Raw genomic sequence first — 16,668 nt, 5'->3', positions numbered from 1 at the left:
AGCTCGCCGCGCCACAAAGCATCGCGCGCGAGGCCATCGACGAGATCGAGCCGGTCGAGGATCGCATCCTTGTCGGTGAGCGGGCTCGCGAGATCGTCGGCGAGCAGACGCGCGCCCGCCGCGGTGACAGTGCGGTCGATCGTGCCGAGCAGGCTGCCCTCGCGCGCACCCGCCATCGTGCGAACGAGTTCGAGGCTCTCGCGCGTCGCGGCGTCGATCGCCATCCGGCCCGATGCCAGATGGCGCACGGGCGGCTGAAGGAACGTCGGCCCTCCGGTGCCGACATGGTCGAGATAGGCGACAAGCGCGCCCATCGCGGCGATTTCGCCGCGCGAGAAAGCGCCGAATCCGTCGAGCGTCTGGACACCGAAGAAATTTTCGAGTCGTTTCTGCGCCGCAGTGCTCGAAAAATCGCCCGGCGGGCGCCGGACGATCTGGCGCGCGATCCAGGCCGGAACCTCGCCCGTCGCTTCGCTGACGAGAAGCTCCGACGGTGCAAGGCGCGCCAGCTCGGCATCGACCTGGTCGCGGCGCACCGCGACCACCTCGAAACGCCCGGTCGAGATATCGGCGGCGGCAATCGCTACCTCGCCGTCGCTGCCCACCTGGGCGAGTGCGGCGAGCCGGTTCGCGCTGCGTCCTTCGAGCAGGCTTTCCTCGGTCAGCGTGCCCGCCGTCACGAACCGCACGATGTCGCGTGCGACGAGCGCCTTCGACCCGCCCCGAGCCTTTGCCTCGGCGGGGCTTTCGACCTGTTCGGCAATCGCCACGCGGTGCCCGGCGCGAATCAGGCGCGCGAGATAGGATTCGGCAGCGTGTACAGGCACCCCGCACATCGGCACCGGCTCGCCGCCATGTTCGCCGCGCGACGTCAGTGCGATGTCGAGCGTCGCCGCCGCCGCTTTGGCGTCGTCGAAGAAAAGTTCGAAGAAATCGCCCATGCGATAAAAGAGCAGACAGTCGCCTGCGTTGGCCTTGAGCGACCAATATTGCGCCATCATCGGCGTGGCAGCAGGCGGCGACGGCGCGTTCGAATTGGCAGCGGTGCGGGCGGTAACAGGCATGCCACATGCTTAGGGACGGATATGGGCCTGTGGCAAGGCGCGGCGCGATTCGCGGTTCCATTTCGCCAAGCCGACGCTAGGGAATGGGCTCGGGCGCGCATCTTGTGGATCATATGAGAGGATAAATGATGGACAGTGGCAGCAAGGTGCAATTTTCGGACCGCGAGGCCCTGCTTTACCACGAATATGGACGGCCCGGGAAAATCGAGATCGTCGCGTCGAAACCGATGGCGACGCAGCGCGACCTCAGCCTCGCCTATTCGCCGGGCGTCGCGGTGCCGGTCAACGCGATCGCCGAAGATCCTGCCAAGGCCTATGACTATACGATCAAGGGCAATCTGGTCGCGGTGATTTCGAACGGCACTGCGATCCTCGGGCTCGGCAACCTCGGCGCGCTCGCCTCGAAGCCGGTGATGGAAGGCAAGGCGGTACTGTTCAAGCGCTTTGCCGACGTCGATTCGATCGACCTCGAGGTCGACACCGAAGATCCGCAACGCTTCATCGAGGCGGTCGAATTGCTCGCGCCGAGCTTTGGCGGCATCAATCTCGAAGATATTGCCGCGCCGAACTGCTTCATCATCGAAGCGGCGCTGAAGGAACGCATGAACATCCCGGTGTTCCATGACGACCAACACGGCACCGCGATCATCACCGCGGCGGGGTTGATCAACGCCTGTTACCTCACCGGCCGCGACCTTTCGACGGTGAAGGTCGTCGTCAACGGCGCGGGTGCCGCCGCGATCGCGTGCACCGCCCTCATCAAGGCGATGGGCGTCCGGCACGAAAATGTCATCATGTGCGACCGCAAGGGCACGATCTGGCAGGGCCGCACCGACGGCATGGACCAGTGGAAATCGGCGCACGCAGTGCCGACCGAGGCGCGCGACCTGACCGAGGCGCTCGTCGGCGCCGACGTGTTCCTCGGCCTGTCGGCCGCCGGCGCGCTGAAGCCCGAGATGGTCAAGGACATGGCGCCGGCGCCGATCATCTTCGCGATGGCGAATCCCGACCCCGAGATCTCGCCGCCCGACGCGCGCGCGGCGCGGCCCGATGCCATCATCGCGACGGGGCGGTCGGACTATCCGAACCAGGTCAACAATGTCCTCTGCTTCCCCTTCATCTTTCGCGGCGCGCTCGACGTCCATGCGACCGCGATCAACGAGGAAATGAAGATCGCAGCCGCCTATGCGATCGCCGACCTCGCGCGTCAGCAGGTTCCCGAGGAAGTCGCCGCGGCATATGGCGGACGCGCATCGAGCTTTGGCCCCGAATATATCATCCCGTCCCCCTTCGATCCGCGTCTGATGGAAATCGTGCCTGCGGCGGTCGCCGAGGCGGCGATGCAGACCGGCGTCGCGCAGCGCCCGATCGAGAACCTCGACGAATATCGCACCCGGCTCCGCGCACGGCTCAATCCGACGACGTCGGTCCTTACGCTCGCCTATGAAGCGGCACGCAACAATCCGAAGCGCGTCGTCTTTGCCGAGGGCGAGGAGGAAGTCGTGCTGCGCGCGGCGATCCAGTTCCGCGATGGCGGCTATGGTACACCGGTGCTGGTCGGGCGCGAGGGGTTGCACGACAAGCTGCGCGCGATGGGCGTTGCCGATCCCGAAAGCTATGAAGTCCACAACAGCGTCAATTCGCCGCACGTGCCGCAGATGGTCGACATGCTCTACGAACGACTGCAACGGCGTGGGTACCTTCGCCGCGACGTCGAACGCATGGTCAACCGCGACCGCAACATCTTCGGCTCGCTGCTGCTCAAGATGGGGCTCGGCGATGCGATGATCACGGGCACGACGCGCACCTATTCGCAGTCGATGCGTGAAATCCGGCGCGTGATCGATCATGCCGAGGGCAAGACGCCGTTCGGCATCCATGTCCTCGTCGACCAGCATCACACCATCTTCATGGCCGACACGACGGTCAACGAGCGGCCGACCGCCGAAATGCTCGCCGATATCGCCGAACGCACCGCGCAGGTCGCACGACGCATGGGCCACGAACCGCGCGTCGCCTTCCTCTCCTATTCGACCTTCGGCAATCCCGAGGGGAGCTGGCTCGACAGCATCCGCGAGGCAGTAGCGATCCTCGACCAGCGGAAACCCGGCTTCGAATATGAAGGCGAAATGGCGCCCGACGTGGCACTGAACGAGAAGGTGATGAAGAATTATCCCTTCTGCCGCCTGTCGGGACCCGCGAACGTGCTGATCATGCCGGGGCTGCAGTCGGCGAACCTGTCGGCGAAGCTGCTGCGCGAACTGGGCGGCGGCGCGGTGATCGGCCCGATGCTCGTCGGCATGGAAAATCCGGTGCAGGTCGCGACGATGGCGTCGACCGCATCGGACCTCGTTACGCTCGCGGTGCTCGCAGCAGGCGGGATCGCGCAATAAGTTATCCGGCCGACGCCAGATACGGCTCTCCGCCCGGCCTTCCCAGGTTACTATCTCGGGGGAGGCCGGATGGGGAGCCGGCCGGTGCCGTGCACTTCAGCACAACCGAAACAGAGAGACTTACCGGGTCGGAGCGCCGGGAGCGCCAACCGCGCCGATGTTGCCGAAGATGTCCTCGAAGAAGCTGCGATGGCGGCCCAGCGTCGGCGTCTTGTCACCATTGGGACTGATCTTGCTCACCAGCTCGAGGCCGGTACGATCGACCGCGGCGACATTGCCAGCGGGATCGAACCGAACGCGTAGCACCTGCTGCCCCACCGGACGTGGCTTTGCAAAGGCAAGCTGACGCGTTTCGCGCGACACATAATAATATTCATTGTCGCTGAACTGGCCGACGAAAGTCGGGCGGCCGAGCGTCTTTTCCACCGATTCGCGGTTATCGACGCCCGGGGTGATCGATTCGGTGAGCAGCGGGTCGACGACATAGCCCTGCCGTCCCTTGAGCTGCGCGCAGCCACTGGTGGCAATTGCGACGGCAAGGCCGAGGGCGACGAGGCGCGCCCGCGGGGCTGGTAACGAAAGGATCGAATTCGGCATCAAATATCTCCGTTGCGCCTGTCCGCCGCTTGTCCCGGCGGTTGGCGCTGTCTCCCCGCGCCTCTTAACCGCAAGCGGTGAGCACGCACAAGCCGCTTGTGCCGCGGCAAAGCTTGCCACAAGCTGACCGGAGCCGCAGGCCGGGCGAGCGTTGGCACCTCTTTTCCGATGACGCGAATGCGCCTAAGCGGAAAGCATGATTTCGCTCCACAAATATTTTCGCCCCGATCCCGATCCGCGCGAGGCGCGCCGCCCGCTGTGGGATGCCGTCGTCGCCGCCGCACGCGCGCCGCACTGGTATGCCGAGGGCACGGTCCCCGACACGCTCGATGGCCGGTTCGACATGATCAGCCTGGTGATGGCGCTCGTCCTGCATCGCATCGACGCCGACCCCGAACAGGGCGTCGCGGGCGTTCATCTCACCGAATTGTTCGTCAACGACATGGACGGACAGATGCGCCAGATCGGCTTCGGCGACATGGTCGTCGGCAAGCAGGTGGGGCGGATGATGAGCGCACTCGGCGGCCGGCTGGGCGCCTATCGCGCCAGCGACGGATCGGACGAACTGCGTGCGGCGCTCGTCCGCAACCTGTGGCGCGGCAACGCGCCCGCCGCGGCGGGGCTGGACCATGTGATGCGCGAAGTGGCGGCGCTGCGTGCAGCGCTCGGCGCCATCCCGGTGTCCGATCTCGTCGGCGTCGATCGGCTTCCCGGAGCGGCAGCTTGAGCGGCACCCCTGAATTTTCGCTTGTTTTCACGCTGGCGGATGCCGCTCACGGCCGCGCTGTCTCGGTCGAAGCCGACGCAGACGCACGGACGCAAATTGCCGGAAGACTGGGGCTCGCGGCGCTCGACCGCTTTATCGTCACGGCCGAAATCCGCGCTATCGCCGGCGGCATTGGCGCGAAGGGCGAGGTTCGAGCCGACGTCGTCCAGCATTGCGCGGCGACCGATCTGCCGGTTCCCGCTACCCTCGCCGAACCCTTTGACCTGCGCTTTCTGCGCGATGTCGATGCGCCCGTCGGCGAGGACGAAGAAATCGAAATCAGCAGCGACGATCTGGATCTGCTGCCGCTTGAGGGCGACCGGATCGATCTGGGCGAAGCGGCGGTGCAGACGCTCTCGCTCGCGCTCGATCCCTTCCCGCGCCATCCCGATGCCAACCGCATCCTCGCCGAGAAGGGCGTACTCACCGAGGAAGCTGCGGGACCGTTCGCGGCGCTCGCCAAGTTGCGCGGAAAGCCCGACGCCTAGCGGCGTTCGTCGGGCGCGGTTTTCGGTTCTTCGGCGACCAGATCGGCGACAGCGGCATCGAGCCCCGGCTCGTCCCTCGCCTCTTCCTTTGCCGGCGGCGCGTCTGCTTCGGGCTTTTTCCCGGCGGCGGCTGCCTTTTCGTCGCGTGTCGGCGGCAACGCGCCACCGAGCGCGTTGGCAAGCCCGAGCAATTGCTCGCCGATCACCTTGTCGACCGCGGGCGCGATCTCGCCAACCTTGAAGCGCATATAGCCGCCGACGACATAATCGAAGCGCAGCGCGCTACCCGTCGGGGTTTCCTTGATCTGGATTGTCAGCGTGCCCGTCAGCGCTTCGCCCTGCAGTGGACCGAAGGCGCCCGACAGGCGAAGCATCTGGTTCGGTTTCGAAAACAGGATGCGCGCGTGCTGGACGCTGCCAACCCCCGATCCGGTGTCGGGCAATTTCTCGCAGAAACAGCCTCCCGCCTGCGAATCGAGCCAGAAGTTCGCAGCGTCGCCCGACCAGCTATGGTCCTTCGACCACCAAGTCTGCGGTATGCGAAGCATTTTCCAGACGTCGGCGGGGGTCGCGGCGACCTGCGCCGTATGCGCGACGGTGAAACCCGCTTCGCTCTGGTCGACAACCTTGGCCTTCGCCGCGGGGGCAAAGGCCATTGCGCCTGCAAGCACTACACCTGCGAAATATCCCGAAATTGCCATCAGCCTGTCCCCCCTGGCGCCTCAATAACCGGCGCCGGGGAAACTGGCTAGCGGGCAGTCGCGAGGATCGTTTCGATCGCGTCGTTGACTTCGTCGATCGGCGCCATGCCGTCGACATGCGTCACAATCCCCCGCGCCTCGTAGATCGGCAGGATCGGCGCGGTCTTGGCGCGATATTCGGCCATGCGCGTGCGCACCGTTTCCTCATTGTCGTCGGGACGGCGCTTGAATTCGGTGCTGCCGCAAACGTCGCAAACATTGTCCACCTTGGGCAGCTTGTAGCGATCATGATAGCCGGCGCCGCATTTGGCGCAGCTGAAGCGGCCGGTGATGCGGTCGACGAGCGCGTCTTCCTCGACCTGCAGTTCGATCACATGGTCGAGCTTGCGGCCGCGCGCCGACAAGATGCCGTCGAGCGCCTCGGCCTGCGTCGCGGTGCGCGGATAGCCGTCGAAAATCACCGAAACGTCGCTGCCAAGCTGGTCGAGCCGTTCGCCGATCAGGCCCGAGACGATCTCGTCCGAAACGAGCTCGCCCGCGTCCATCACCGCTTTCGCCTGCAGCCCGATCGGCGTGCCCGCCTTGACCGCAGCGCGCAGCATGTCGCCGGTCGAGAGCTGGACCATGCCATGCTCTTCTTCCAGCCGCACGGCCTGCGTTCCCTTGCCCGCTCCCGGCGGACCCAGCAAAATGATATTCAGCGTCATGGAGGCCCCTGTTTCCTGCCCTAACCCTCTGGCGCGGATTGGCGTAGCGGGCGCATCAGCGCCGCGCAACGCCTCCCTTCAATTTGGCCTTCTTGATGAGGTCGCCATATTGATGCGCGAGCATGTGGCTCTGGATCTGGCTGATCGTGTCGATCGTCACGTTGACGATGATCAGCAGGCTGGTGCCGCCGAGCTGGAACGGCAAGCCCGATCCGGCGATGAAATATTCGGGGACCAGGCAGATTGCCGCCAGATAGGCCGCGCCGATCACGGTGATGCGCGTCAGCACATGGTCGAGATAGGCGGCGGTATTCTTGCCCGGGCGGATGCCGGGGATGAAGCCGTTCTGGCGCTTCAGATTGTCGGCGGTCTCTTCGGGATTGAAGACGACGGCGACGTAGAAGAAGCAGAAGAAGATGATACCCGCGGCATAGAGCGCCATGTACAGCGGCTGGCCGTGCGCCAGATACTGGTTGAGCGTAATCAGGAAGTCACCGGTCGCGGTGTCGCCCTGGACATTCTGGCCCATCATCTGGGTGACGGTCAGCGGCATCAGCAACAGCGACGAGGCGAAGATCGGCGGGATCACGCCCGCGGTGTTGACCTTGAGCGGCAGATGGCTGCGGTCGGCCTGCATCACGCCGCGCTGGGTCGCGCGCTTCGGATATTGCACGAGCACGCGGCGCTGGGCGCGTTCCATGAAGCTGATGAAAGCGATGATGACGATCGCGCCGCCGATGACGGCGAGGATCGTACCGCCGCCCATCGAGCCTTCGCGGACCTGCGTGAACATCTGGGCAAAGCTGCGCGGCAGCTGGGCAAGGATGCCCGCCATGATGATCAGCGATACGCCGTTGCCGATACCGCGGCTGGTGATCTGTTCGCCGAGCCACATCAGGAACAGCGTGCCGCCGACAATGCTGATGACGGCGCCGATGCGGAACATCATGCCGGGGTCGACGACCGCGGCGATACCCTGCGTCGCGCCGAGCGATTCGAGCCCGACTGCGATGAAATAGCCCTGGATTGCGGTCAGCGCGACGGTACCGTAGCGCGTATATTGGTTGAGCTTCTTGCGCCCGCTCTCGCCCTCTTTCTTGAGCGCGGCCAGGCTCGGCGACAGCGCCGCCGCCAGCTGCACGACGATCGAGGCCGTGATATAGGGCATGACGCCGAGCGCGATGATGCTCATACGCTCGAGGCTGCCGCCCGAGAAGGTGTTGAAGATGTCGAGGACGCCGCCCGACGCCGCCTGGCTGTAGAGCGACGCCAGCGCAACGGGGTCGACCCCCGGCAGCGGCACGAACGACAGGAAGCGGAAAACGATCAGCGCACCGATCGTGAACCAGATGCGGTTCTTGAGTTCGGTCGCCTGACCGAACTTCGAAAAGTTCAGATTGGAAGCAAGCTGGTCGGCACGAGAGGCCATGGTATCTTTCCTCAGTGACGGACCGCGCCCCCCGCGACCCGGCGCCTATGTGCGTTCGGAGGTCACGAAGCGCAAGGGGAAAGGCCCGAATTCAGATGCGTCGGGGGCGGATCGACCCATCGCCGACCCGCCCCCAGGTGCATTACGCCTTCTTGGCTGCCGCTTCGGCCTTGCGCTTGGCCTTTTTGCCTTCGCCTTCAGCCTTGGGTTCGGGCAGTTCGACCTTGCCGCCGGCCTTTTCGACCGCTTCGATCGCGCCCTTCGACGCGCCGGCGACTGCGAAGGTCAGCTTGGTGGTGAGTTCACCCTTGGCGAGGAGGCGGACGCCGTCCTTGCCGCCACGGGCAACACCAGCAGCCTTGAGCGCGGCGTGATCGACCGTTGCCTTGGCGTCGAGCTTCTTCTCGTCGACCAGCTTCTGGATCATGCCCAGATTGACGATGGCAAAATCCTTGCCGAAGATGTTGTTGAAGCCGCGCTTCGGGATCCGCATGTGGAGCGGCATCTGGCCGCCCTCAAAGCCGTTGATCGCGACGCCGCTGCGGGCCTTCTGGCCCTTCTGGCCGCGACCGGCGGTCTTGCCCTTGCCAGAGCCGATGCCGCGTCCGACGCGCATCCGGCCCTTGCGGGCGCCATCGTTGTCACGAAGTTCGTTAAGCTTGATAGTCATGGTTTTGCACTCGCTTTCGCTGTGGTCGCGCTGAGGACCAAAAGCCACTTTGTCTTTTTGGCTTAGTCCGGTTCGATTTCACTCGATGGCTGAAAGCCGGGATAAGCCCCGGCCTTTTCCATCACGATAGCCTGGGCGACATAGCCGCGGCCATCGACACTGGTGATCGACGGGCTACCGTGAAGCTGCCACCCCCGGTTGAGCAGCCCTTCGACCCGCGCACAAAAGGCGCTGTCGTCGGGACCGGTCAACAGGCGGTAGAGCTTCATGGCTTTCAGCCCTCGATGACTTCCACCATGTGCGGAAGCTTGCGGATCATTCCGCGCACTTCCGGGGTGTCGACCAGTTCGACCTCGCGGTTCATCTTGCCCAAGCCGAGGCCGGTCAAGATGGCGCGCTGGCCCTTGGGACGACGGATCGGCGAACCGATCTGGCGGATCTTGATCTTCTTGTCAGCCATGGTCTTACTCCGTCACCGCCGCGGCTTCGGCCTCGGCTGCGCGGTCGGACGCACCGCCACGCTTGATCAGGTCCGAAACCTTCTTGCCGCGACGCTGCGCGACCGACTTCGGGCTGGTCTGTTCACCGAGCGCCTCGAAGGTCGCGCGGATCATGTTGTAGGGGTTCGAGGTGCCGACCGACTTGGTCACCACGTCGGCAACGCCCAGCGATTCGAACACGGCGCGCATCGGACCACCGGCGATGATGCCGGTACCGGCGGGCGCCGAACGCAGCGTCACATTGCCGGCACCGAAATGGCCGCGGCCATCATGATGCAGCGTGCGGCCATCGCGCAGCGGAACGCGAATCATCGCCTTCTTCGCGGCAGCGGTCGCCTTCGAAATCGCTTCGGGCACTTCGCGTGCCTTGCCATGACCGAAACCGGCACGGCCCTTGCCGTCGCCAACGACGACGAGCGCGGCGAAACCGAAGCGCTTGCCGCCCTTCACGGTCTTCGAGACGCGGTTGATGTGGACGAGCTTTTCGATCAGCTCTTCGCCACCCTCTTCGTCGCGCGGGCGACGGTCGTCGCGGCGGCCACGGCCACCGTCACGTCCGCCACGTCCGCCATCGCGGCCGCCGCCACGGCCGCGGCGCGGAGCCTGGCCATCGGTGGGGGCTGCTTCGGGAGCGCCTTCGACGTTCTGTACTTCGTCAGCCATATTAGAACTCCAATCCGCCTTCGCGAGCCGCGTCGGCCAGCGCCTTGATGCGCCCGTGGAACAGGAAACCGCCGCGGTCGAACACGACCTGCGTCACGCCCGCCTTCTTTGCAGCAGCGGCGAGCCGCTTGCCGACATCGGCAGCAGCAGCCGTGGTCGCGCCGGTCTTGCCGCGGACATCCTTGTCGAGCGTCGAAGCCGAAGCGAGCGTTTGCCCGGCAGCGTCATCGATGAGCTGAGCATAGATGTGACGGCCCGAACGGTGCACCGACAGGCGGGCACGGCCAGCGGCGCGCTGACGGAGGGCGGTACGAACGCGCTGACGGCGTTTCTGGAAAGGGGTAAGATGTGCCATGGCTTACTTCTTCTTGCCTTCTTTGCGGAAGATGTACTCGCCGCGATATTTGATGCCCTTGCCCTTATAGGGTTCGGGCTTGCGCCAACGGCGGATTTCCGCCGCGACCTGGCCGACTTTCTGCTTGTCGATGCCGCTGATCTCGATCGTCGTATTATCCGGCGTCTTGATCTCGATGCCTTCGGGCACCGCGAAATCGACATCATGGCTGTAGCCGAGCTGCAGCTTGAGCGTCTTGCCCTGCGAGTTGGCGCGATAGCCGACACCGGTGATCTCGAGGACCTTGGTGAAGCCTTCGGTCACGCCCGTGATCAGGTTCTGGACCAGCGTGCGCTGCATGCCCCAGAAAGCGCGAGCTTCGCGGGTGCTGTTGGCGGGCTGGACCGAGATGCTGCCTTCGGCGACTTCATAGTTGATGAGGTCGGAAAGCGGCATCGCGAGCGTGCCCTTCGGGCCCTTGACCGACAGCTGGCCGCCGTCGATCGCGGCGGTGACGCCACTGGGGATACCCACTGCCTTTTTACCAATGCGCGACATCAGAACACCTCCGCCAGCACTTCGCCGCCGACATTATGCTCGCGGGCTTCGGCGTCCGACAGGACGCCGCGCGGGGTCGACACGATGGTGATGCCCAGGCCATTGCGGATGATCGGCAGTTCTTTCGAACCCGAATAGACGCGGCGGCCCGGCTTCGAAACGCGCGCCACATGGCGGATCGCCGGCTGCCCTTCGAAATATTTCAGCTCGATGCGGATGCCCTTGTGCTGGCCCTTGGCACCCAGCGCTTCTTCGCTGTAGCCGCGGATATAGCCCTCGCGCTGGAGAACATCGAGAACACGGACGCGCAGCGTCGAAGCCGGCGTCAGGACGCTGTCCTTCTTCGCCGTCTGGCCGTTGCGGATGCGGGTGAGCATATCACCCAGAGGATCGGTCATTGCCATCTTGCGTCTTCCTTACCAGCTCGACTTCACAACGCCGGGGATCAGGCCCTTGTTGGCCAGATCGCGGAGCTGGATGCGGCAAAGCCGGAACTTGCGATAATATGCGCGCGGACGACCGGTCATCTCGCAGCGATTGCGGATTCGGGTCGGGTTACCGTTGCGCGGGATTTCCGCCATCTTGAGGCGCGCGATCAGACGCTCGCCATCGTCGAGCGAGGTGTCCGCTGCAATCGCCTTCAGCTTCGCATAACGGCCGGCGTACTTCTTCACCAGCTGCTTGCGACGCTCATTCTTGTTCGTCGAACTCAGTTTCGCCATGACTTAAGTTCTCTTTCCTTCTTGAAAGAGCCTGCCAGATCCCGAGGGATCAGGCGGCTTCCTTTTCCTGCGCTTCGATCGGGAAGGGGAAGCCGAACAGCTTGAGCAGTTCGCGGGCTTCGTCGTCCGTACGGGCGGTGGTGGTGACGATCACGTCCATGCCGCGCACCTGGTCGATGCGGTCATAGTTGATCTCGGGGAAGATGATCTGCTCTTTCAGGCCCATGGCATAGTTGCCGCGGCCGTCGAAGCTGGTCGCCGACACGCCGCGAAAGTCGCGGATGCGCGGCATTGCGATCGTGATCAGGCGATCGAGGAATTCGTACATGCGTTCGCGGCGCAGGGTCACCTTGCAGCCGATCGGCATGCCTTCGCGCAGCTTGAACTGTGCGATCGACTTCTTCGCCTTGGTCACGACGGGCTTCTGGCCGGCGATGAGTTCCATCTCGGCCGCGGCCGATTCGACCTTCTTCTTGTCCTGCGTGGCTTCGCCGACGCCCATGTTGAGCACGATCTTTTCGATCTTCGGCACTTCCATCGCATTCTTGTAACCGAACTTCTCGGTCATCGCCTTGACGATCACATCGTCATAGCGCTTGCGCATGCGCGGGGTGTAGTTGTCAGCCATTGATCGTCTCCCCGGACTTCACGGCCACGCGGACCTTCTTGCCGTCCTTGGTTTCAAAACGAACGCGCGTCGGCTTGCCGGTCTTGGGATCGGCGAGCGCAACCTTGCTTGCGAACAGCGGCGCTTCCTTGCGTTCCAGGCCACCCTGCGGGTTGGTCTGGCTCGGCTTGCGGTGGCGTGTGATGATGTTGACGCCCGCGACGACGACCTTGCCGTCTTTCGGCAGGCTCTGCGTCACTTCACCGGTCTTGCCCTTGTCCTTGCCGGACAGGATGACAACCGTGTCGCCCTTCTTGATCTTGTTCGCCATGGTTAGAGGACCTCCGGCGCCAGGCTGATGATCTTCATATAGCCGCGGCCGCGCAGTTCGCGGACGACGGGGCCGAAGATACGAGTGCCGATGGGCTCTTCGTTCTTGTTGACGAGCACGGCAGCGTTGCTGTCGAAACGGATCACCGAGCCATCGGCACGGCGCACGTCCTTGGCGGTGCGAACGATAACGGCGCGATGCACGTCACCCTTCTTCACCTTGCCGCGCGGCTGGGCTTCCTTGATCGACACGACGATAACGTCGCCGACGCCGGCGGTGCGACGCTTCGACCCGCCGAGCACCTTGATGCACTGGACGCGCTTGGCACCGCTGTTGTCAGCGACTTCCAATTGTGACTGCATCTGGATCATCGATGCATTTCCTTCTTTTTTGGCCTACCGGGATGCCCCGGCGGTTCCGTGAAAATCAGCTCAGGCGTCAGCAGCCGTCTTGGGCTTGCTGTGGGTGTCGACCTTGTCGAGCACCTTCCACGTCTTCAGCTTCGAAATCGGCTTCGTTTCCTCGATGCGGACGGTTTCGCCGGCCTTGATGGCGTTGTCCTCATCGTGGGCGTGATATTTTTTCGAACGGCGGATGATCTTGCCGTACAGAGGGTGCTTCACCTTCCGTTCGACCTTCACCACGACGGTCTTGTCGCCCTTGTCGGACACCACCGTACCGGTCAGAATGCGCTTCGGCATCGATAGTCTCCTTACTTCGCGGCCGAGCGCGTGCGCTCGGTCTGCTGCGTCTTGATGCGGGCGATCGAGCGCCGCACTTCCTTGACGCGCGACGCTTTTTCAAGCTGGCCGGTGGCCGCCTGGAAGCGGAGGTTGAATGCCTCGCGCTTCAGTTCGCCAAGCTGTTCGGCGAGCTGGTCGTCGGTCTTGGCCTTGAAATCTTCGGTCTTGGCCATGTCCTTAGCCCTCCAGGTGCGAGGTGTCGCCGAGACGGGCGATCACCTTCGTCTTGATCGGCAGCTTCATCGCGGCGCGTTCGAACGCCAGCGCGGCCACGGGGCCGGGAACGCCGTCGAGTTCGAACAGGATGCGACCCGGCTTCACGCGCGCGGCCCAGAATTCCGGCGAACCCTTGCCCTTACCCATACGGACTTCGGCAGGCTTCGACGACACGGGGACGTCGGGGAAGATGCGGATCCACAAACGGCCCTGACGCTTGATCGCGCGGCTGATCGCACGGCGAGCCGCTTCGATCTGGCGTGCGGTGATCCGCTCGGGTTCCATCGCCTTCAGCCCGTAGGAGCCGAAGTTCAGGCTGGTCCCACCCTTGGCATTGCCATGGATGCGGCCCTTGAAAGCCTTGCGGAACTTGGTTTTTTTCGGTTGCAGCATGTCAGCAGTCCTTAGCGGCGATCTTCACGAGCCGGACGGACGCCGGTCGTCTGTGCGTCGAGCATCAGACGGTCGGTCGCCATCGGGTCGTGGCCGAGAATCTCGCCCTTGAAGATCCACACCTTGATCCCGCACACGCCATAGGCGGTGTGCGCGGTCGATTCGGCATAGTCGACATTGGCGCGCAGCGTGTGAAGCGGCACCCGGCCCTCGCGGTACCATTCGGTACGTGCGATTTCCGCGCCGCCGAGACGGCCGGCGCAGTTGATGCGGATGCCTTCGGCGCCCAGACGCATCGCCGACTGAACCGCGCGCTTCATGGCGCGACGGAACGCGACGCGGCGTTCGAGCTGGTCGGCAATGCCCTGGCCGACGAGCTTGGCGTCGACTTCGGGCTTACGGATTTCGACGATGTTCAGCGACACGTCGCTGCCCGTCAGTTCACCGAGCTTCTTGCGCAGCTTTTCGATGTCCGCGCCCTTCTTGCCGATGATGACGCCCGGACGGGCGGCATAGATCGACACGCGGCACAGCTTGGCCGGACGCTCGATCACGACCTTCGAGATCGCGGCCTGCGGCAGGTTCTTGAACACATACTGACGGATCTTCAGATCCTCGACCAGCATGCGGCCATAGTCCTGGCCTTCGGCGAACCAGCGGCTGTCCCAGGTGCGGTTGACCTGCAGGCGCAGGCCGATCGGATTGCTCTTCTGGCCCATCTTACGCCTCTTCTTCCTGTTCGCGCACGACAATACGGATGCGGCTGAACGGCTTGACGATCCGGGTCGACTTGCCGCGGCCACGTGCGTGCCAGCGCTTCATCGAGATCGACTTGCCCACGCTCGCTTCCTTGATGACGAGCGCATCAACGTCGAGGTTGTGGTTGTTTTCCGCGTTGGCGACGGCGCTGGCGAGAACCTTGCGCACGTCGACAGCCATCGCCTTCTTCGAGAAGGTGAGGATGTTCATCGCGTCTTCGACCTTGCGGCCGCGGATCAGCGCGGCAACGAGGTTCAGCTTCTGCGCCGAACCGCGGATCTGCGTGCCCACGGACAACGCTTCATTATCCGCAACGCGGCGGGGGGACTTTTCCTTGCCCATTAGCGTTTGCCCTTCTTGTCGGCAGCGTGCCCGGGGAAGAAGCGCGTCGGCGCAAATTCACCCAGCTTCATGCCGACCATGTCTTCGTTCACCGACACCGGCACGAACTTGCGGCCGTTGTAGACGTTGAAGGTCAGCCCCACGAACTGCGGCAGGATGGTGGACCGGCGCGACCAGGTTTTGATAGGCGCAGAGCTGCTGCCTTCCTGGGCCGTTTCGGCTTTCTTGAGCAGATGGAGGTCCACAAACGGACCCTTCCAGACCGAGCGAGCCATGGCTTACCTCTTCTTCTTCGCGTGACGCGACCGGATGATCATCTTGTCGGTCGACTTGTTGTGGCGCGTACGCGCACCCTTCGTCGGCTTGCCCCACGGGGTCACCGGGTGACGGCCGCCCGAGGTACGGCCTTCGCCGCCGCCGTGCGGGTGATCGACCGGGTTCTTCGCAACGCCGCGCGTCAGCGGGCGCTTGCCGAGCCAGCGGCCACGACCGGCCTTGCCGAGGTTGGTGTTCTGGTTGTCGGGGTTCGACACCGCACCGACCGTGCCCATGCACTCGCCGCGAATGTAACGCTGCTCGCCCGAACCGAGACGCACGATCACGAGGCCGCGGTCACGACCGACGACCTGTGCATAGGTGCCGGCCGAACGGGCGATCTGGCCGCCCTTGCCCGGCTTCATCTCGATATTGTGGACGATCGTGCCGACGGGCATCTGCGACAGTTCCATCGCATTGCCCGGCTTTACGTCGGTCTTCTTGCCCGCGACGACGGTGTCGCCAACGGCCAGACGCTGCGGCGCCAGGATATAGGTCTGCTCACCGTCTTCATACTTGACGAGCGCGATGAATGCCGTGCGGTTGGGATCATATTCCAGACGCTCGACGGTAGCCGGCATGTCCCACTTGCGACGCTTGAAGTCGATGAAGCGGTACTTCTGCTTGTGGCCGCCGGCGATGCCGCGCGAGGTCACATGACCCTTGTTGTTGCGGCCACCGGTCTTGCGCTTGCCTTCGGTCAGCGCCTTGACGGGCTTGCCCTTCCACAGCGACGATTTGTCGACGAGGATCAGGCCGCGCTGCGCGGGGCTGGTCGGATTATAGGATTTAAGTGCCATTTTCTCTGCCTCTTCCTACAATCAGACGCCGGTCGTGACGTCGATCGACTGGCCTTCGGCCAGACGAACGATCGCCTTCTTCACGTCGCTGCGGGTGTAGGGCTTGCCCTTCCAGCGCTTGGTCTTGCCCTTGGTGACGAGCGTGTTCACGCTGAGCACCTTGACATCGAACAGCGCCTCGACGGCGGCCTTGATGGCGGGTTTGGTCGCGTCGTTCGCGACCTTGAACACCACCGCGTCATTTTCGCTGAGCAGCGTCGACTTTTCGGTGATCACCGGAGCGAGGATCACGTCATAGTGACGCGCGTCGACTGTTTTTGCCTTAGCCATTGAAGCGTGCCTCCAGCTTTTCGAGGCCGGCGCGGGTCAGAACCAGCGTATCGGCGCGCAAAATGTCATAGACGTTGGCACCCGCGGCCGGCATCGCGTTGATGCCGATGAGGTTGGCCGACGCCATGGCGAAGCTTTCGTGCACTGCATCACCGTCGATGAAGAGTGCGCGATTGCCGAGTTCGAGCTTGCCGAGCTGGCCGGCGAGCGCCTTGGTCTTGGCGTCCTTGAGCTCGAGCG

Annotated in this window: 27 protein-coding genes and 1 pseudogene; 3 read left to right on the top strand and 25 right to left on the bottom strand. The window is 64.1% G+C overall.

Annotated elements, in window-relative coordinates; translation table 11 throughout:
- Positions 1 to 998: pseudogene (locus VGD20_RS16785) on the bottom strand (DNA mismatch repair protein MutS); the annotation flags it as partial.
- A gap of 194 nt (positions 999 to 1,192) precedes the next feature.
- On the opposite strand from VGD20_RS16785, the gene VGD20_RS16780 reads away from it, so the two are divergent.
- Complete coding sequence (locus tag VGD20_RS16780) at positions 1,193 to 3,457, top strand: NADP-dependent malic enzyme (protein ID WP_331135526.1); 2,265 nt, start codon at positions 1,193 to 1,195, stop codon at positions 3,455 to 3,457.
- A 120-nt stretch (positions 3,458 to 3,577) separates the two neighbouring features.
- On the opposite strand, the gene VGD20_RS16775 is transcribed toward VGD20_RS16780, so the two are convergent.
- A complete protein-coding gene (locus VGD20_RS16775; RefSeq protein ID WP_331135525.1) occupies positions 3,578 to 4,054 on the bottom strand; it encodes an outer membrane protein assembly factor BamE in 477 nt (158 codons plus the stop codon).
- 196 nt (positions 4,055 to 4,250) lie between these two features.
- Between VGD20_RS16775 and VGD20_RS16770 the strand changes: the two genes are divergently transcribed.
- Complete coding sequence (locus VGD20_RS16770) at positions 4,251 to 4,781, top strand: ubiquinol-cytochrome C chaperone family protein (protein WP_331135524.1); 531 nt, start codon at positions 4,251 to 4,253, stop codon at positions 4,779 to 4,781.
- Positions 4,778 to 5,308 carry a DUF177 domain-containing protein gene (locus VGD20_RS16765; protein WP_331135523.1) on the top strand — a complete coding sequence of 177 codons (531 nt, stop codon included), beginning with the start codon at positions 4,778 to 4,780 and terminating at the stop codon, positions 5,306 to 5,308. The genes VGD20_RS16770 and VGD20_RS16765 overlap by 4 nt, the downstream gene beginning before the upstream one ends.
- Here the strand turns inward: VGD20_RS16765 and VGD20_RS16760 are convergent.
- The 23 genes from VGD20_RS16760 to rplD form a co-directional block, all read right to left on the bottom strand.
- Positions 5,305 to 6,009, bottom strand: coding sequence for a hypothetical protein (locus VGD20_RS16760; RefSeq protein ID WP_331135522.1), 705 nt, complete (start codon positions 6,007 to 6,009; stop codon positions 5,305 to 5,307). The two genes, VGD20_RS16765 and VGD20_RS16760, sit on opposite strands and share 4 nt — an antisense overlap.
- Positions 6,010 to 6,056: 47 nt before the next feature.
- On the bottom strand, positions 6,057 to 6,716 hold the full coding sequence (locus VGD20_RS16755) for an adenylate kinase (RefSeq protein ID WP_331135521.1): 660 nt from the start codon (positions 6,714 to 6,716) through the stop codon (positions 6,057 to 6,059).
- Positions 6,717 to 6,771: 55 nt separating this feature from the next.
- On the bottom strand, positions 6,772 to 8,145 hold the full coding sequence (secY, locus tag VGD20_RS16750) for a preprotein translocase subunit SecY (RefSeq protein WP_331135520.1): 1,374 nt from the start codon (positions 8,143 to 8,145) through the stop codon (positions 6,772 to 6,774).
- 142 nt (positions 8,146 to 8,287) lie between these two features.
- A complete protein-coding gene (gene rplO, locus VGD20_RS16745; protein ID WP_331135519.1) occupies positions 8,288 to 8,815 on the bottom strand; it encodes a 50S ribosomal protein L15 in 528 nt (175 codons plus the stop codon).
- A gap of 62 nt (positions 8,816 to 8,877) precedes the next feature.
- Positions 8,878 to 9,084 (bottom strand): DUF1737 domain-containing protein, encoded by a 207-nt coding sequence (locus VGD20_RS16740; RefSeq protein WP_293701258.1) that lies wholly within the window; start codon positions 9,082 to 9,084, stop codon positions 8,878 to 8,880.
- A gap of 5 nt (positions 9,085 to 9,089) precedes the next feature.
- Positions 9,090 to 9,275, bottom strand: coding sequence for a 50S ribosomal protein L30 (gene rpmD / locus VGD20_RS16735; protein ID WP_331135518.1), 186 nt, complete (start codon positions 9,273 to 9,275; stop codon positions 9,090 to 9,092).
- Between the two features lie 4 nt (positions 9,276 to 9,279).
- A complete protein-coding gene (gene rpsE, locus VGD20_RS16730; protein WP_037515665.1) occupies positions 9,280 to 9,978 on the bottom strand; it encodes a 30S ribosomal protein S5 in 699 nt (232 codons plus the stop codon).
- 1 nt (position 9,979) lies between these two features.
- Complete coding sequence (gene rplR, locus VGD20_RS16725; RefSeq protein WP_037556384.1) at positions 9,980 to 10,333, bottom strand: 50S ribosomal protein L18; 354 nt, start codon at positions 10,331 to 10,333, stop codon at positions 9,980 to 9,982.
- A gap of 3 nt (positions 10,334 to 10,336) precedes the next feature.
- A complete protein-coding gene (gene rplF / locus VGD20_RS16720; protein WP_331135517.1) occupies positions 10,337 to 10,870 on the bottom strand; it encodes a 50S ribosomal protein L6 in 534 nt (177 codons plus the stop codon).
- Positions 10,870 to 11,274, bottom strand: coding sequence for a 30S ribosomal protein S8 (gene rpsH, locus VGD20_RS16715; RefSeq protein WP_037515661.1), 405 nt, complete (start codon positions 11,272 to 11,274; stop codon positions 10,870 to 10,872). Before rpsH ends, rplF begins: the two co-directional genes overlap by 1 nt.
- Positions 11,275 to 11,286: 12 nt before the next feature.
- Complete coding sequence (rpsN, locus tag VGD20_RS16710) at positions 11,287 to 11,592, bottom strand: 30S ribosomal protein S14 (protein ID WP_120217702.1); 306 nt, start codon at positions 11,590 to 11,592, stop codon at positions 11,287 to 11,289.
- Positions 11,593 to 11,641: 49 nt separating this feature from the next.
- Entirely contained in the window at positions 11,642 to 12,220 is a 579-nt protein-coding gene (gene rplE, locus VGD20_RS16705; RefSeq protein WP_056373118.1) for a 50S ribosomal protein L5, read from the bottom strand.
- Positions 12,213 to 12,530, bottom strand: coding sequence for a 50S ribosomal protein L24 (rplX, locus tag VGD20_RS16700; RefSeq protein WP_058805189.1), 318 nt, complete (start codon positions 12,528 to 12,530; stop codon positions 12,213 to 12,215). The genes rplE and rplX overlap by 8 nt, the downstream gene beginning before the upstream one ends.
- A gap of 2 nt (positions 12,531 to 12,532) precedes the next feature.
- Positions 12,533 to 12,901 (bottom strand): 50S ribosomal protein L14, encoded by a 369-nt coding sequence (gene rplN / locus VGD20_RS16695; protein WP_011543078.1) that lies wholly within the window; start codon positions 12,899 to 12,901, stop codon positions 12,533 to 12,535.
- Positions 12,902 to 12,961: 60 nt separating this feature from the next.
- A complete protein-coding gene (gene rpsQ / locus VGD20_RS16690; RefSeq protein WP_039578283.1) occupies positions 12,962 to 13,231 on the bottom strand; it encodes a 30S ribosomal protein S17 in 270 nt (89 codons plus the stop codon).
- Between the two features lie 11 nt (positions 13,232 to 13,242).
- Positions 13,243 to 13,446 carry a 50S ribosomal protein L29 gene (gene rpmC / locus VGD20_RS16685; RefSeq protein WP_037515654.1) on the bottom strand — a complete coding sequence of 68 codons (204 nt, stop codon included), beginning with the start codon at positions 13,444 to 13,446 and terminating at the stop codon, positions 13,243 to 13,245.
- A 4-nt stretch (positions 13,447 to 13,450) separates the two neighbouring features.
- On the bottom strand, positions 13,451 to 13,882 hold the full coding sequence (gene rplP, locus VGD20_RS16680) for a 50S ribosomal protein L16 (RefSeq protein ID WP_037515653.1): 432 nt from the start codon (positions 13,880 to 13,882) through the stop codon (positions 13,451 to 13,453).
- An 11-nt stretch (positions 13,883 to 13,893) separates the two neighbouring features.
- Positions 13,894 to 14,601, bottom strand: a complete 708-nt coding sequence (rpsC, locus tag VGD20_RS16675) for a 30S ribosomal protein S3 (RefSeq protein ID WP_037515652.1) — start codon at positions 14,599 to 14,601, stop codon at positions 13,894 to 13,896.
- A 1-nt stretch (position 14,602) separates the two neighbouring features.
- The gene (rplV, locus tag VGD20_RS16670) at positions 14,603 to 14,983 is read right to left on the bottom strand and encodes a 50S ribosomal protein L22 (protein WP_037515650.1); all 381 of its coding nucleotides are present in this window, start codon (positions 14,981 to 14,983) and stop codon (positions 14,603 to 14,605) included.
- The gene (gene rpsS / locus VGD20_RS16665; RefSeq protein ID WP_166945010.1) at positions 14,983 to 15,258 is read right to left on the bottom strand and encodes a 30S ribosomal protein S19; all 276 of its coding nucleotides are present in this window, start codon (positions 15,256 to 15,258) and stop codon (positions 14,983 to 14,985) included. The genes rplV and rpsS overlap by 1 nt, the downstream gene beginning before the upstream one ends.
- Before the next feature lie 3 nt (positions 15,259 to 15,261).
- Positions 15,262 to 16,098: a 50S ribosomal protein L2 gene (gene rplB / locus VGD20_RS16660; RefSeq protein WP_192647745.1), complete on the bottom strand. Its 837-nt coding sequence runs from the start codon at positions 16,096 to 16,098 to the stop codon at positions 15,262 to 15,264.
- 21 nt (positions 16,099 to 16,119) lie between these two features.
- On the bottom strand, positions 16,120 to 16,428 hold the full coding sequence (locus VGD20_RS16655; RefSeq protein ID WP_331135516.1) for a 50S ribosomal protein L23: 309 nt from the start codon (positions 16,426 to 16,428) through the stop codon (positions 16,120 to 16,122).
- Positions 16,421 to 16,668 (bottom strand): 50S ribosomal protein L4 (gene rplD / locus VGD20_RS16650; RefSeq protein ID WP_331135515.1); only part of this gene is annotated, 248 nt, incomplete at its 5' end. The genes VGD20_RS16655 and rplD, both read right to left, overlap by 8 nt.

The sequence above is a fragment of the Sphingopyxis sp. genome (genome assembly GCF_036402335.1).
Lineage (GTDB): Bacteria > Pseudomonadota > Alphaproteobacteria > Sphingomonadales > Sphingomonadaceae > Sphingopyxis.
This window is presented reverse-complemented; position numbering and strand designations above follow the sequence as displayed.